This is a genomic window from Kribbella rubisoli, assembly GCF_004217145.1.
Taxonomy (GTDB): domain Bacteria; phylum Actinomycetota; class Actinomycetes; order Propionibacteriales; family Kribbellaceae; genus Kribbella; species Kribbella rubisoli.
Window position 1 is genome coordinate 118,497 of record NZ_SHKR01000014.1, and the last position, 14,831, is coordinate 133,327.

Annotated in this window: 12 protein-coding genes; 4 read left to right on the top strand and 8 right to left on the bottom strand. The window is 68.8% G+C overall.

The window, feature by feature from the left end:
- Window positions 1-18 precede the first annotated feature (18 nt).
- From EV645_RS26165 to mraZ, 6 genes are all read right to left on the bottom strand, one after another.
- Window positions 19-1,422 (bottom strand): UDP-N-acetylmuramoyl-tripeptide--D-alanyl-D-alanine ligase, encoded by a 1,404-nt coding sequence (locus tag EV645_RS26165; protein WP_130446670.1) that lies wholly within the window; start codon window positions 1,420-1,422, stop codon window positions 19-21.
- Window positions 1,419-3,002 carry a UDP-N-acetylmuramoyl-L-alanyl-D-glutamate--2,6-diaminopimelate ligase gene (locus EV645_RS26170; RefSeq protein ID WP_198681923.1) on the bottom strand — a complete coding sequence of 528 codons (1,584 nt, stop codon included), beginning with the start codon at window positions 3,000-3,002 and terminating at the stop codon, window positions 1,419-1,421. The genes EV645_RS26165 and EV645_RS26170 overlap by 4 nt, the downstream gene beginning before the upstream one ends.
- Window positions 3,002-5,197, bottom strand: coding sequence for a peptidoglycan D,D-transpeptidase FtsI family protein (locus EV645_RS26175; RefSeq protein WP_242000663.1), 2,196 nt, complete (start codon window positions 5,195-5,197; stop codon window positions 3,002-3,004). Before EV645_RS26175 ends, EV645_RS26170 begins: the two co-directional genes overlap by 1 nt.
- A gap of 4 nt (window positions 5,198-5,201) precedes the next feature.
- On the bottom strand, window positions 5,202-5,846 hold the full coding sequence (gene ftsL / locus EV645_RS26180; protein WP_242000664.1) for a cell division protein FtsL: 645 nt from the start codon (window positions 5,844-5,846) through the stop codon (window positions 5,202-5,204).
- Window positions 5,846-6,811, bottom strand: coding sequence for a 16S rRNA (cytosine(1402)-N(4))-methyltransferase RsmH (rsmH, locus tag EV645_RS26185; RefSeq protein ID WP_130446672.1), 966 nt, complete (start codon window positions 6,809-6,811; stop codon window positions 5,846-5,848). Before rsmH ends, ftsL begins: the two co-directional genes overlap by 1 nt.
- 230 nt (window positions 6,812-7,041) lie before the next feature.
- Window positions 7,042-7,473 (bottom strand): division/cell wall cluster transcriptional repressor MraZ, encoded by a 432-nt coding sequence (gene mraZ, locus EV645_RS26190; protein WP_130446673.1) that lies wholly within the window; start codon window positions 7,471-7,473, stop codon window positions 7,042-7,044.
- Between the two features lie 544 nt (window positions 7,474-8,017).
- Between mraZ and EV645_RS26195 the strand changes: the two genes are divergently transcribed.
- From EV645_RS26195 to EV645_RS26205, 3 genes are read left to right on the top strand one after another with little or no spacing between them, the layout of a single operon-like run.
- A complete protein-coding gene (locus EV645_RS26195) occupies window positions 8,018-8,923 on the top strand; it encodes an AAA family ATPase (protein WP_422386647.1) in 906 nt (301 codons plus the stop codon).
- A gap of 3 nt (window positions 8,924-8,926) precedes the next feature.
- Entirely contained in the window at window positions 8,927-10,213 is a 1,287-nt protein-coding gene (locus EV645_RS26200; protein WP_130446674.1) for a DUF58 domain-containing protein, read from the top strand.
- A gap of 40 nt (window positions 10,214-10,253) precedes the next feature.
- Window positions 10,254-12,614 (top strand): transglutaminase TgpA family protein, encoded by a 2,361-nt coding sequence (locus EV645_RS26205; RefSeq protein WP_130446675.1) that lies wholly within the window; start codon window positions 10,254-10,256, stop codon window positions 12,612-12,614.
- A gap of 252 nt (window positions 12,615-12,866) precedes the next feature.
- On the opposite strand, the gene EV645_RS26210 is transcribed toward EV645_RS26205, so the two are convergent.
- Entirely contained in the window at window positions 12,867-13,283 is a 417-nt protein-coding gene (locus EV645_RS26210; protein ID WP_242000665.1) for a DUF3040 domain-containing protein, read from the bottom strand.
- A gap of 242 nt (window positions 13,284-13,525) precedes the next feature.
- The gene (locus tag EV645_RS26215) at window positions 13,526-14,272 is read right to left on the bottom strand and encodes a methyltransferase domain-containing protein (RefSeq protein ID WP_130446676.1); all 747 of its coding nucleotides are present in this window, start codon (window positions 14,270-14,272) and stop codon (window positions 13,526-13,528) included.
- Between the two features lie 195 nt (window positions 14,273-14,467).
- On the opposite strand from EV645_RS26215, the gene EV645_RS26220 reads away from it, so the two are divergent.
- Complete coding sequence (locus EV645_RS26220; protein ID WP_130446677.1) at window positions 14,468-14,827, top strand: cupin domain-containing protein; 360 nt, start codon at window positions 14,468-14,470, stop codon at window positions 14,825-14,827.
- The last annotated feature ends 4 nt before the right edge of the window (window positions 14,828-14,831 follow it).

A 14,831-nucleotide genomic window follows, 5' to 3' on the forward strand; every position in this document is an offset into this window, starting at 1 on the left:
CACCGAACAGGATCGAGATCACTTGTTGTCCCCCCGGACGTCCTCCACCAATACGTCAGCGAGGCTGCGCAGTTTCGAGCCCTTGGAAGACTTCACCAGTACGACGTCCCCCGCGCGCAGCTCGGACCTGAGCAGCTCGAGCGCTTCCGGGATCGTGTCGACGAACGCGGACTCGTTGCCCCACGAGCCTTCCAGCGAGGCGCCGAGATGGATCGGTTTCGCTCCCTCGCCGACCACGAGCAGCCGGTTCACGTCCAGCCGTACGACGAGACGCCCGATCGCGTCGTGCTCGTCGGCGGAGGTGTCGCCGAGCTCGAGCATCTCGCCGAGCACCGCCCAGGTCCGGGCACCGCGCGACCGGCCGATGGCGACCAGCGACTTCAGCGCCGCGCGCGTCGAGTCCGGGTTGGCGTTGAACGCGTCGTTGATGATCGTCACACCATCGGCCCGCTCGGTCAGCTCCATCCGCGCGGCAGAGATGCGGGTGGCGGCGTTCAGGCCCTGCATGATCTGCTCCGGCGTGAGGCCGATCGCCGACCCGACCGCCGCGGCGGCGAGGGCGTTCGACACGTAGTGCTCGCCGATGAATTGCAGTTGCACGTCGCCGCTGAAGTCCCCGATGTGCAAGGCGAACGCGGGACGTCCTTCCGCATCGAGCTTGACGCCCTCCGCGCGAATGTCGGCCTCGGCCGCCTCGCCGAAGGTCAGCACCCGGGCCTGCGTCCGGCTCCGCATCGCGGCGACGCGGTGGTCGTCGGCGTTCAGGATCGCGATGCCGTCGGCCGGCACCGCCTCGATCAGCTCGGCCTTGGCGATCGCGATGTTGTCCTGGGATCCGAACTCGCCGATGTGCGAGGTGCCGATGTTCAGCACCAGGCCGATGCCCGGCGGCGTGATCGCGGTCAGGTAGGCGATGTCGCCCCGATGCCGGGTCCCCATCTCGGCGACGAGGTACTTCGTCGCCGCGGTCGCCTGCAGCGCGGTGAGCGGATGCCCGATCTCGTTGTTGAACGAGCCTTCCGGCGACACGGTCTCGCCGTACGGGCGGATGACCTGGGCGATCAGGTCCTTGGTGCTGGTCTTGCCGGACGAACCGGTGAGTGCGATCACCTTCAGGTCCGGCAGCTTGCCGACCACGAACCGGGCCAGGTCGCCGAGGGCCCGCTGGGTGTCGTCGACGACGATGCACGGACTCCCCTCGATCGGCCGGGTGGTCAGCGCGGCGGTGACGCCGGCCGCGGTCGCCGTACCGACGTAGTCGTGCCCGTCGACGCGCTCACCGGGCAGGGCGACGAACAGCCCGCGCGGTTCGGCGGCTCGCGAATCGATCACCACCGCGCCGTCGACGACGGCCGCGGGCTCGACGCCCACGAGCTCGCCGCGGACGGCGTCGGCGATCTCGCCGCAACTGACAGGGATCACCGGTCTGCCTCCAACAGGTCACGCACGGTTTCGCGGTCGTCGAACGGGTGGATCACACCGCCGACGTCCTGGCCGGTCTCATGGCCTTTTCCGAGGACGACGACGGTGTCGCCGGGGCCGGCCAGCTCGATCGCGGACGCGATGGCCTGCCGGCGGTCGCCGATCTCGTGCAGGTCGACGGCTGGGACCGCCTCCCGCGCACCCTGCACTGCGGCGGCCCGGATCGTCGCCGGGTCCTCGCTGCGCGGGTTGTCGTCGGTCACGATCACCACATCCGCGGTCCGGGCTGCAGCGGCGCCCATCGCCGGCCGCTTCCACGGGTCGCGGTCACCGCCACAACCGACGACGGCGAACAGCCGGCCCTTGGTCGCGCCACGCGCCGCCTGCAGCGCCAGCTCGACCGCGTCCGGGGTGTGCGCGTAGTCGACGATCACGGCCAGTCCGTCCTCGCGGGTGAACAGCTCCATCCGCCCGGGCACGGTCGCCGTACGCAGCCCGGCTGCGATCGCATCAGCGGGTACGCCGGCCTGTCGCAGCATCACGGTCGCGAGCAGAGCATTGGCGATGTTGAACTCGCCCGGAAGCGCGATCTCCAGCGTCAGCGTCTCGCCCGGCCCTTGAACGTCGAACACCGTCGTGCCGTGCTCGGACTGATGCCGGTTGGCGACAGTCCAATCGGCTTCGCCCTTGGCCGACACGGTGACAAGCGGTACGACGGTCTGTGCCGCGAGCCTGCGCCCGTACTCGTCGTCGATGGTCACCACCGCGACATCACACCGCTCCGGGGTGAACAACGAGGCCTTCGCCTGGAAGTAGTCCTCGAACGTCTTGTGGAAGTCCAGATGGTCCTGCGTGAGGTTGGTGAACCCCGCGACCGCGAACCGGGCACCGTCGACGCGGCCCAGCGCGAGCGCGTGGCTCGACACCTCCATCGCGCACCACGCGACCGCCTGCTCCCGCATCACCGCGAACAGAGCCTGCAGGTCGGTGGCCTCCGGAGTGGTCCGGACGCTCTTCACGACCTCGTCGCCAACACGCGTTTGAATCGTCCCGATCAACGCCGCCGGGCCGAGCCCCCGCAGTACCGCGTCCAGCAGGAAGCTGGTCGTGGTCTTGCCGTTGGTCCCCGTGACTCCGAGCAGCCGCAGCTCACTGGTCGGCTCGCCGTACACACGGGACGCGACCGCACCGAGCACGCTGCGCGGGTTGTCGACGACCAGCACCGGCAGACCGCTCGCAGCGGCCCGCTCAGCGCCGGTGGGGTCGGTCAGTACGGCGACGGCGCCCGCCTGCTGGGCTTTGGCGACGTACTCCGCGCCATGCGTGACGGCACCGGGCAGGGCGGCGTACAGGTCGCCCGGGAGGACAGAGCGCGAGTCGAGGGTGACGCCGGTGACCGCTGCCGGCGACTCTGCCGGCAGCTGTGTGTGGGCGACGCTCGCGAGGTCGGCGAGGCTGACCGGCACGACGTGCCGTGGCCTGATCGCTGCGACCGCGCCGCCTGCGGCGGTAGGGGTGGACACGGGCCCTGAGGCTACCGCTCCGGACCCTGTGACTCCTACCTGACCCTGCGTCACCATCACCAGGTGATGGGAACGTTGGGCTGCTTTGCTCCGGTCGGCGGGACAACGTACTTCTGCAGCGCGTAGCTCATCACGTCTCGGAACACCGGTCCTCCTTGCAGGCCACCACCCCGAACGCCGTCACTCGGGTCGTGCAGTACGACGTAAGTAACGAAGCGCGGGTTGTCGGCCGGAGCAAATCCGGCAAAAGAAGTGGCCCACTTGCGGTAGCAGCTGCAGGCCGAGTCGACCTCCTGCGCCGTACCGGTCTTGCCGGCCACCAGGTAACCGTCGATCGCGGCCTGCGGCGCCGTGCCCTTCTTGGCGGTCACCGCCTCCATCATCGTGGCGACCTCCTTGGCGGCCTTCTCGCTCACCACCCGGTGCGGCGCCGCCGTCTGGTTCGGGACCACGGTGCCGTTCGCGTCGACGTAGTTGCGGACCAGCTTCGGCGGCACGTAGACGCCGCCGTTGGCGACCGTGTTCACCGCGGCCGTCATCTGCACGGCGTTCACCGACAGGCCCTGGCCGAACGCGACGTTCGACCGGGTGATCTCAGGCCACTCGTCGCCGTCCATCAGCTTGCCGTTGCTCTCGCCGGGGAAGTTCAGGCCGGTCGGCTGGCCGAACCCGAAGTCGTGCAGGTACTTCACGAACTGCGGGATCCGCATCTGCTGCGCGGCCATGATCGTGCCGACGTTCGACGATTTCGCGACCACACCGGCGATGGTCAGGTTCAGCGGGCCGTGGTCCCAGTGGTCCTTGATCTTGCGCCGCTGAACCTCGATGCTGCCCGGCACCCGGAGCTTGGTGTTCAGGTCGATCAGGCCGGCGTCGGCGAGCGCGGCCATGGTGGCCACCTTCTGCACACTGCCCGGCTCGTAGGTGCGCTCGAGCGCGGGGTTGTTCAGGTCGCTGGGCTTGTACGGCTTGTTCGGGTCGAAGGTCGGATAGTTGGCCATCGCCAGCAGCTCGCCGGATTTCACGTCCTCGACGATCACCGTGCCGGAGCTGGCCTTGTACTGCTTGACCGCCTCCTCGATCCGCTTCTCCGCGAAGTACTGCAGATCCCTGTCCAGGGTCAGCTGTACGCCGACGCCGGGCTTCGGCTCCTCGACCGTGTGGTTCGCGTTCGGGATCTTGTTGCCCTTGGTGTCGACCTCGTACATCGCCTTGCCGTCGTGGCCGGAGAGCTTGTCGTTCAGCCCGTACTCGAGCCCCGACAGTCCCTTGCCGTCGGCACCCGTCACGCCGACCACGGTCGCGGCGACGCTGCCGTTCGGGTGGCTGCGGATCGGGTCGTCCTCGGTGTACAGCCCGGCCAGCAGCGGGGCGGCCTGATCCTGCGGTTTGCCCTTGTTCTGCTGGGTGATGGTCGCGTTCGCGGTCTTGATCTCGGCCTGGATCGCGCTCCACGTCGTCGGCGGCACCTGATGCGCGAGATAGGCGAAGCGGCCCTTCCCGGTCATCGCGGCGACCAGCTTGGCGTACGTCGTAGTCGTGACCTTGGGCGCGATGATCGAGGCGAGCTGCTGCGCCACCGGCTTGGTCTGTGTCGGGTCCGCGGTGATCGCGACCGCGTCCTCGGACACGGCCAGCTCGACGCCGTTGCGATCGGTGATGGCGCCGCGGGTCGCGTGCAGGATGAACGGCTTGGTGTTCTCCCGGGTCGCAGCCTGCGCGTAGCTGTCCGGGTCCACGCCCTGCAGCAACACCAGCCGCCCGGCGAACAGCGACAGCACGAACGCCATCACCCCGAACGTCACCCGCAACCGAACCGCCGGCCGCCCCAACCGCAACATCCGGGGCGCCTTCGGCACCCTCCGCTTCTTGGGCCGCGGCTGAGGCCGGTTCTGCGGCGGCCTCTTCCTGGCAGCACCCTTCTTCACCGGGCGCTTGGCCGTCTTCTTGGCCGCGCCCTTCACAGAAGCTTGCTTGCGCGGCGCGGCACCGCCGGGAGCAGGCCGCTTCGCAGCAGCCTTCTTCGCCGGCGCCTTCTTCGCTGCCGCCTTCTTCACCGGACGGCTCGCTGCCTGCTCCTCCTCGCGGGCCTTGCGGAGGAGGCGGTCCCGGGTGGATTCGGGGCGGGGCGGGGTCGTGCGGACACTGTCCGTAGTGGACGGACGACGGGGTTGAGCCTTGCGCGGCGGGTTGTCCCGGCCAGGTGTGGCACCACGCTTGCGTGGCGGCTCGTTACCCCGTCGATCCGTCATCCGATCATCCCCGTGTGGTCGTAGCAGGCTTCTTCGTCGTGACCGGCGGCTTCGTCGTCCCGGTCGGCGGCTTCGTCGTACCCGTCGGCGGCTTGGTGGTGCCCGCCGGCGGCTTGGTGGTGCCCGCCGGCGGCTTCACAGGTGTCTTGGTGGTCGGCGTCACGGGCGTCTTTGTTGTCGGCTTCACAACCGGCGGCTTGGTGGCGGTGCCGGTCGGCGTACCCGGGCCGAACATCGCCGTACCGGTCCCGGCCTTGCCCTCGGCCGGCACACCGAGCACCCGGCCGTCCGACAGCCGCAGGAACACGGGGTTCGGGTTCGGCACCATGCCCATCCGCAGCGCGCGGTCGGACAGGTTCTGCGGCGACTCGAGCGTGCGGACCTGCTTCTCCAGCAGCTCCTGCTGGTCGCGCAGCTGATCCGCCTGGCTGCTCAGCTTGGTGACCTCGAACGTCCCGCTCTGCAGTTGCGTGTTCAGCAGCAGCAGACCGACCAGTCCGGCGGCCAGCAGCGACACCACGAAGATGACGAACGGCATCCGCGGCGGCCGGAACGGCGCGCCGTACACCACCCTGAGCCGCGGCTCAGAGCGCTTCTTCGCAGGGACAGGCGTCACCCGCGCCTTCTGCGGGCTGAAGACAGTACTCATCAGGCCACCAGTCCCTTCTCCCGGATTCGTGTCGCCGCCCGCACCCGAGCGGACGCGGCCCGCGGATTCGCCGCGACCTCTTCCTCGGTCGGGCGCTCGGCGCCGCGGGTCAGTAGTTTCAGATAGGGCTCATGTCCGGCCGGGATCACCGGCAGGTCGTCCGGTACGTCGCTCTTCGTGCCGGCCGCCAATGCCTGCTTGGTGATCCGGTCCTCGAGCGAGTGGTAGCTCATGACCACGATCCGCCCGTGCAACGCCAGCGCCTGCAGTGCTGCGGGCAGGGCGCGACGCAGTACGTCGAGCTCGCCGTTCACCTCGATCCGCAGCGCCTGGAAGGTCCGCTTCGCAGGGTGTCCCCCGGTCCGCCGGGCCGCCTGCGGAATCGCGTTCCGCACCAGCTCGGACAGCCGCGCGCTGTTCGTGAACGGTTCGGTCTCCCGCTCGCGCACGATCCGGTCCGCGATCCGGCGGGCGAACTTCTCCTCGCCGTACTGGAACAGGATCCGGGCCAGGTCGGCCGCGCTGTAGGTGTTGACGATGTCGGCCGCCGTGGTCGGGCCGGTCGAGTCCATCCGCATGTCCAGCGGCGCGTCCTGCGAGTACGCGAACCCGCGGTCGGCCTCGTCCAGCTGCATCGACGAGACGCCGAGGTCGAACAGGATCCCGTCGATCGCCGGTACGTCGAGATCCGCGAGTGCGCGCGGAAGCTGGTCGTACACGGCGTGCACGAGCGTGATCCGCTCCTCGTACGGCGCCAGTCGCTCACCGGCCAGCCGCAGCGCGGCCGGGTCCCGGTCGAAGCCGATCAGCCGGATGTCGGGGAACTCCCGCAGGAACGCCTCGGAGTGACCGCCGAGGCCGAGGGTCGCGTCGACGAAGACAGCGCCGGGATGCGCGAGTGCCGGCGCCAGCAGCGCGACCACGCGCTCCAGCATCACCGGCACATGCCGCTCCGCAGCGTTCATCTCGACCCTTCCCGTCGCCGCGGGAGCGACCCTGCCCCCGCAGGTCTTGTGTGGTACGTAGACAGCACCGTCCGGTCAGATCGCGGGTACGCCTCCCGGGGAAGTACCTGATGGCCTTGGCGCCGGGGAAGTGACGCCAACACTGCAGGTCGGAAGTCGGACCCGTGATCTCACCGGACGGTCGGTGTGTCCTCGCACTCTGTTCAGCTGTCCATCGTTCATCTGTGCAGCTAGAAGATGCCTGGCAGCACTTCCTCGGAGAGGTCGGCGAACGCCTGCTCCTGCTCCGCGGAGTACCGGTTCCAGTTCTCCGTGTTCCAGATCTCCACCCGGTTCATCGCCCCGATGACGACGCAGTCGCGATCCAGTGACGCGTAATCGCGCAGCATCGGTGGGATGGTGACCCGGCCCTGCTTGTCCGGCATCTCGTTGGAGGCGCCGGCGAACAACATCCGTAGGTAGTCCCGCGCACCCTTGTTGGTGATCGGAGCCTGCTTCAACTGCTCGGTCAGCTGGACGAACTCACGCTCCGGCCACACGGACAGCGATCGCTCCTGCCCACGTGTGATCACCAGACCGTCGGCCAGCTCGTCGCGGAACTTCGCCGGCAGGAACAGCCGGCCCTTGTCGTCGAGCTTGGGGAAGTGAGTTCCGAGGAACACGCTCCACCTCCCCGTTGCGGACTCTCCGACTCAGGCGAGTGTTTCCACCACTTCAGTTCCACTGCGCTCCACCTTACTCCACTTTCCACCACCGTCAACCAACTTCCGCCCCCTTCCGCCCCAGCGCCGCCTGAATCCCACGCCTGCTTTCCCGCGTGTCGCTGCCGGCTCAGCCGTTGAGTCCTCCACTTCGCTCCACTCCCTTCCTCCACTTCGCTCCACCGAGGGCCCGATGAACCATTCGGCGCGGTTTGTCGTGAACCTTCTACGGGCTCCGAACGTCGTACGGCGCACGCATGCTTTTCCCGCCCGTACGCTTGGAGGGACGACTCCGACCCCGTGAGGGCGTGCGCCGATGAACACCGAAACGCCAGGTAACGAAACCCCCGCCGCACTAGGCCCGACCCCTACAGCGGGTGAGAATGTGTCGGCAGTCAACGAATGGGGAGGACACAGAGTGAGCACCACCGCGACCAGCTCGCCGCTGGCAGGAGCCGGGGACTTCGACGAGCTGTCCGAGGTGGCGGGCCGCGTCCGCCGGGCCATGGAGCAGGTGATCGAGGGCAAACCCGACGTGGTCGAGGTCGCCATCACCGTGCTGCTGGCCGAGGGACATCTACTGATCGAGGACGTGCCGGGCGTCGGCAAGACGATGCTGGCGAAGGCGCTGGCGAAGTCGATCGACTGCACTGTGCGCCGGATCCAGTTCACACCGGACCTGCTGCCGTCGGACATCACCGGCGTCTCCGTCTTCAACCAGGAGATCCGCGACTTCGAGTTCAAGCCCGGCGCGGTGTTCGCGAACATCGTCGTCGGCGACGAGATCAACCGTGCCTCGCCGAAGACCCAGGCCGCGTTGCTGGAGTCGATGGAGGAGCGCCAGGTCACCGTCGACACCACGACGTACCACCTGGACGCACCGTTCATGGTCATCGCGACGCAGAACCCGATCGAGATGGAAGGCACCTACCCGCTGCCCGAGGCGCAGCGCGACCGGTTCATGGCACGCGTCTCGATGGGCTATCCGGAACCGGCCGCGGAGCTGCGGATGCTCGACGGGCACGCCGCCGACGACCCGCTGCTGAGTCTGCAGCCGGTCACCGACGGCCAGCAGATCCTGCGGCTGGTCAAGACGGTGCAGTCCGTGCACGTGTCCGAGTCGGTCAAGGAGTACGCCGTCGCCCTGGTCGGCGCGACCCGGCGGTCGCAGGAGCTCCGGCTCGGCGCCAGCCCGCGGTCGACGCTGCACCTGATCCGGGCGGCGCGTGCGGCGGCCGCGCTCGACGCACGCGAGTTCGTACTGCCTGACGACATCCAGGAGCTCGCGGTGCCGGTCCTCGCGCACCGGGTTCTCCCAGCGGCTGAGGCGCATCTCGGTGGGCGCGGATCAGCCGACATCATCTCCGGGTTGGTGTCCAGCGTGGCCCTCCCCCGCACCCGCCGGGACTGAGACATGCGGCAGGCACTGCGCGGACTGACCACCAGAGGGCGGGCGTTCGTCGCAGCCGGTCTCACCGCATCGCTGTGCGCGCTGCTGCTCGGCCAGAAGGACCTGCTGCGCGTCGGCATCCTGCTGGCGGCGTTGCCGGTCGTCGCGGCGCTCGTCGTCGGCCGGACGCGGCTGCGCCTGCAGGTACGGCGGAGCCTCGCGCCGGACCAGGTTCCGGTCGGGACGCAGGCCACCGTGGAGCTGACCCTGAGCAATCAGGGCCGGATGCCCGCGGGCCTGCTGCTGCTCGAGGACCGCATTCCTTATGTACTAGGTCACCGGCCGCGGTTCGTCGTCGACCGTGTCAGCCCGAACTGGCGTCGTACGGTCACGTATCCGGTCAAGTCCGACGTCCGTGGACTGTTCCAGGTCGGGCCGTTGATGCTGACGGTGGCAGACCCGTTCGGGCTGGTGGAGACCAGCCGGACGTTCACGCGCAGCCAGCACCTGCTGGTCACGCCGCGGGTCTACCGGCTGCCCGAGATCCGTCTCGGTGCAGACCGGGCCGGCTCGGGCGAGAACCGGCCGCGGGCAATCGCCTCTGCTGGTGAGGAGGACGCGACGGTCCGCGAGTACCGCGACGGTGACGACCTGCGACGGGTGCACTGGCGGTCGACGGCTCGCCGCGGTGAGCTGATGGTTCGCCGCGAGGAGCAGCCCTGGCAGAGCCGGTGCGCGTTGTTCCTGGACGCGCGGACGATCTCGCACCACGGCCACGGTCCGTCGTCCAGCCTGGAGTGGGCCGTCAGCGCGGCCGCGTCGGCCGGCATCGACCGGATCCGGCGCGGGTACGTGACCACGATGCTCGGCGGGCCGACCACGCTGAACGCGATCACCCACCGGACCTCCGCGTCGGTGCATCAGCCACTCAACCAGCAGCAACTGCTGACCGAGTGCGCGACTGTCGAGGAGCACAAGTACGCCGAGCTCGGTCCACTGCTGACCGTCGACCGGCACGCGCAGGAGCCGAGCCTGGTGATCGCGATCGTCGGCGCCTGCAGCACCGACGACGTCATCGCCCTGAACCGCTGGCGGACCAGCCAGGCGACGGGAGTCGCCCTGCTGCTCGACGCCGCGAGCTGGGCGGTCGGTGCCGAGGCGACCGAGAAGGCGGCCCGGCTGACCGCCGCCACAGACGCGACTGAGAACGAACTACGCCGCAACGGCTGGCGAGTAGCCAGAGTCCGCCGCGGCGACCACCTCCCCACCGTGTGGTCCGGCCTAGGACTACGGAGCGGACGGATCGCATGACTGTATTGATGCCACGCCTCAGTCCAGGCCGGGAGGCCTCGTGACCGGTCACGCAAGGATCTCTATCGCTGCTTGGGGAGCGACTGTTCTCGGGTCGCTCGTGCTGACGCCGGTGTTCTCCGGGCCGTTCCTGTTCATCAGCGCGTTCCTGTGCGCGGTGGTGACAGGGATCGGGGTCCTGCTGCAGAACCTGCGGACCCCGCGGATCGTCGTACCGATCGTTCAGCTGTTCGCGCTGGTGGAGCTGTTGTCGCTGTTCTTCCTGCACGGGACGATGAAGTTCGGGCTGATTCCGTGGAAGGCGACCGCGCTCGAGTTCAACTCGCAGATGGTCGACGCGATGGACTCGATCAACCGATTCAGCGCGCCGCTGCCGCAGGACTCTCATCTGACGCTGTTCGCGGTTTCGGTGATCACTGCGACCGGGCTGCTGATCCACATCATCGCCGTACAGCTGCGGCAGGCCGCGTGGTCGGGCTTGCTGCTGCTGATCATGTACACGGTGCCTGCCGCGACCGTGCACGGCGGTCTGCCGGCACTGCTGTTCATCCCGCCGGCGATCGGCTACATCGTCCTGCTGTCGGCGGAAGGCCGCAGCCGGCTCAGCCGGTGGGGCCGCCGGATCTCGGGCGTTTCGCACCTCGACGCGGCCGAGCCTGTCGAGGCGTCGGCACTCGGCCAGGCAGGTCGTCGGATCGGGCTGACCGTCGTCGCGATCGCTGCTCTCCTGCCCGCCTTGCTGCCTGCCCTGCCGGAAGGTGTCATCGGCAACGGTCTGGCGGGTGGCGGCACCGCCAACGGGCTCGGCGCGTCGATCTCGTCGACCGACCCGATGCTCGACATGGGCAAGAACCTGAAGCGTGGCGACAACGTCGTCGCACTCACCTACAAAGGCGGCCCGTCCGGCGGAACGTACCTGCGACTGACTGCGCTCGACCTCTTCGACGGCAACACCTGGCGGATCGCGCCGCGGGGGGACGAAGGGCACAAGATCAGCGGCGACGTGACGCCGCCGCCCGGGTACTCCGGTGATCTGTCGAAGGTCTCGCAGAGCAACATGGAGATCGACGTCACCCGGACGTTCCGCTCCCAGTTCGCCCCGGTCCCGTACCCGCTGCACTCGATCTCGCTGAAGAAGGACTGGCAGTACGACGCGGAGGCGCTGGACGTCGTCTCGACGAACGGGTCGATCGTCGCCGGTAAGAAGTACAAGCTCTCGTCGTACGACATACAACCGACGCCGCAGCAGTTGCACGACTCGATCACCACGGCCGGCCCGGACCAGTACACGCTGGTGGTTCCGCAGAAGACGCCGAACGACATCAAGCAGAAGACGTTCGAGGTCACCGCCGCCGCCGGGGACAACAAGTTCGAGGCCGCGGTGCTGATCCAGAACTGGTTCCGCAGCGGCGACTTCACCTACAGCACCGCGAACGCCAAGGGCAGCGGAATGACCGCGCTCGAGGACTTCCTGCTGAAGAACAAGACCGGGTACTGCGAGCAGTTCGCGACCGGGATGGCGCTGATGGCGCGGATCATGGGGATCCCTTCGCGGGTCGGGATCGGCTTCCTGCCCGGGCAGGCCGGCAAGGACGGCGAGTTCACCGTCCGGATGCACGACATGCACGCGTGGCCGGAGCTGTACTTCCAGGGCATCGGCTGGGTCCGGTTCGAGCCGACGCCGTCCGCCCGCGTCTCGGCCACGCCGAACTGGACCGTGCCCGCGACCGGCGACGCGACCAGCCCGACGACCGTGCCGACCACCGTGCCGAGCACGCCGGGCGCCGGCGATACCCCGGGGATCGACAAGCCGCGGCACGACCCGAACCTGCCGGACCAGAGCGGCATCCCGATCGTTGACTCCGGCAACTGGTTCACCAACGGCGGCGGACAGGTCATCGCCGGCGTACTCGGTGCCGGCCTGCTGCTGTGCATCCCGTGGATGATCCGCGCGGCCACCCGACGACGCCGCTTCCTGCGGCCGCCGGGGCGGGTAAGCGCCGAGGGGCTGTGGGCGGAGATCCGCGACACGGCACGAGATCTGGGCCTCGACTGGTCCGAGATCTCCACGCCCCGCCAGACTGGCCAGTGGCTGCTCACCAAGCTCCCCGACGAAACCCATCCGGCGGCCCGCAAACTGGCCCGCGGGATCGAAGCCCTCCGGTACGCCGGCGACGCTGATCCCGAACTCGACCTCCGCCCGGAGGCAACCGCCATCCGCAAGGCCCTATGGACCCGAGCCTCACGCCGCCGCCGCCTGCGCGCCCGCTTCCTCCCCCCGTCCTGGCGCTGGTACCTGAACCGAGGCAGCACAGAAGCCTCAGACCTCCTGGACGAATTCGACCTCCTACTAGCCCGCCTGCGCGCCTTGGTCCTCCCCAAACGTGCCCACACCAACTAGCAACCGGGGTGCGTGAGCAGCCGCCCACGCTCCCCAGCAACAGCCGGACGACGAACGAGCCGCTGGCACCGAGCAGTCGCCTGAGCCTGCTCGGGCGTGGGTTCACCCCGACGCAAAGCGTCGGCCCTGCGCCAGCGCGACAGCGCTGTCAGTTCGCTCGCGTGGGTGGCGCGGCTAGCGGCGTCGGCTCTACCTCGGGGAAAACCAGCACACCCGTGCCGCGGGGGCACGGGTGTGGGAAAAGGTTGTGGGTTAGAGGTCTTCGTCGCGGCGGCGGCGCCAGCGGTCTTCCATGCGTTCCATGAAGCTGCCGGAGGAGTCGTGCTTGGTCCGGTGGCGTTTGGTGGTCGGCGGCGGCGGGATGTCGTCGGACTCCCCCGCGTTGCTGATCCGCTTCATGCTCAGCGCCGCGATGTACAGACACGCGACCATCATCACGAAGCCGACGACGCCGATGATGGTGTTGGGGATGATCGCACCGGTCATCAGTACGACGATGCCCAGCACAAATCCAACGCCGGCAAGCACTGCCCGCCGCTTGTAGTACAAGCGCACATTGGTTCCCCGCATGGCGGAAACGAACTTCGGGTCTTCCGCAGCGAGGGCGCGTTCGAGCTGCTCGAACTGGCGCTGCTCTTCTTCCGAGAGGGGCACCGTCGATCCCTCCATGATGAGCGCGATCTCGATAGGCCGCCTTCAGTCTAGGCCGCAGGTGGCTGACACGAAACCCTGACCGGCTGTCCAGCGCGTCACGGTCCGGCAACTGCCCCGGCAGAACAGGTCCCAAACCCATGTATTCCGGCGTGTCGCTCACAGTCGGTTCACAGCGACGACCCGGTGACCGTGCCTCAGGTAGCCCGCTCGTCACCCTCCGTCGCGATCGGCCGTACGCCGGACCTCCGGCGAACGGCTCAGCGCGTCGCGAGAATGTGCAGCTGAGTAGCCAGCGCGCGGAACGCCGGGTGCTGACTGGCGGCGCGCTCGAGCTCGGCCAGCGAGTCGGCGGCGCCGGGCTCGGAGTCGACGAACGCAGCCGGCACCAGGTCGGCGAATGTCCGCACCCCGTGCACCGTGTGCACCATGAATCCGGCATCGGCCAGCTGCGCCGTGATCCCGGCCTCGTCGAACCGCCGCGGCATCGGATCGGTCGGACCCCAGCGCCCGTCCGGGTCCTGCAGCGCGATCCGCGCCTCGGCCAGATGACCGGCCAGCGCACGAGCCAGTACGACGGCGTTGCGCTGGGCAACAAGCAGACTCAGCACGCCGCCCTCCCGCAGCACCGACGCCATCGCCTGCAGCGCCTGCACCGGGTCGTCGACGACCTCGAGCACGCCATGGCAAAGCACGGCGTCAGCGCTTGACTCCCCCGCCAGCCCGGGGAGCTCCGCCGCGTCACCCTGGACGCCGCGAACCAGCTTGCTCACGCCCTCGTCGCTGGCCCGTCGCTCCAGCGATGCCAGCGCGTCCGGGCTCGGGTCGACGACCGTCACGCGATGTCCTTCTACCGCCAACGGAACCGCGAACCCGCCGGTGCCGCCGCCGAGGTCGACGATGTCCAATCCGCCGCCGGGATCGGTCCGGCTCCGGCCTGCCAACGCAACGCGCAACGCCTCGCCAACCAACGCCGTACGCAAGCTCCGCCGTCGCCGATCCACCATCAACCCTCCAGCCAGTCCCCCATCAGCACCGCCGCGCCACACCCTACTTCCACCCCACCCCCCGTCCGGCAGACGGATCCCGTCCGCCGTCAGGTGCCGTCCGTCGTAAGCAGTCCATAAGTTCTGACACCTATCGCCTGCCGGGTAGCGGAGCAATGGTGAATGGAAGGGAGAGCCGATCACCAGGGAGGGATCATGGCCATCTTCAGCAAGTCATTCGACGAGCCTGACGAACGACGTTCGCCGGACAAGACGACAGTCGACGTCGTGAAGTTGCCGGGCGCCAGCGTCGCCCGGCTCACCGTACAACCGGGCTGGCGCTGGTCCGAGTGCATCCAGCCCGTCGTCGGTGGCGAGGCCTGTCAGGTCCGCCATGTGGGGGCGCTGCTTTCCGGCGAGATGGAGATCGTGCACAACGACGGCACCAAGGCGCAGTTGGTGCCAGGCACGGCGTACGTCATCGAGCCGGGACACGACGCCTGGGTCGTCGGCAACGGGCCTGCGGTCGCCCTGGAGTTCGAGTCACTCGCGGCGGAGACGTACGCGAAGGCCTGACGCG

Bases quoted from the DNA above. Each gene is read 5' to 3' on its own strand.
- EV645_RS26215 (WP_130446676.1), bottom strand. From the start codon at position 14,272: ATGGTGGATCGGCGACGGCGGAGCTTGCGTACGGCGTTGGTTGGCGAG.
- EV645_RS26195 (WP_422386647.1), top strand. From the start codon at position 8,018: ATGGAGCAGGTGATCGAGGGCAAACCCGACGTGGTCGAGGTCGCCATC.
- EV645_RS26170 (WP_198681923.1), bottom strand. From the start codon at position 3,002: ATGGTGACGCAGGGTCAGGTAGGAGTCACAGGGTCCGGAGCGGTAGCC.
- EV645_RS26210 (WP_242000665.1), bottom strand. From the start codon at position 13,283: ATGGAGGGATCGACGGTGCCCCTCTCGGAAGAAGAGCAGCGCCAGTTC.
- EV645_RS26220 (WP_130446677.1), top strand. From the start codon at position 14,468: ATGGCCATCTTCAGCAAGTCATTCGACGAGCCTGACGAACGACGTTCG.
- EV645_RS26175 (WP_242000663.1), bottom strand. From the start codon at position 5,197: ATGACGGATCGACGGGGTAACGAGCCGCCACGCAAGCGTGGTGCCACA.
- ftsL (WP_242000664.1), bottom strand. From the start codon at position 5,846: ATGAGTACTGTCTTCAGCCCGCAGAAGGCGCGGGTGACGCCTGTCCCT.
- rsmH (WP_130446672.1), bottom strand. From the start codon at position 6,811: ATGAACGCTGCGGAGCGGCATGTGCCGGTGATGCTGGAGCGCGTGGTC.
- EV645_RS26200 (WP_130446674.1), top strand. From the start codon at position 8,927: ATGCGGCAGGCACTGCGCGGACTGACCACCAGAGGGCGGGCGTTCGTC.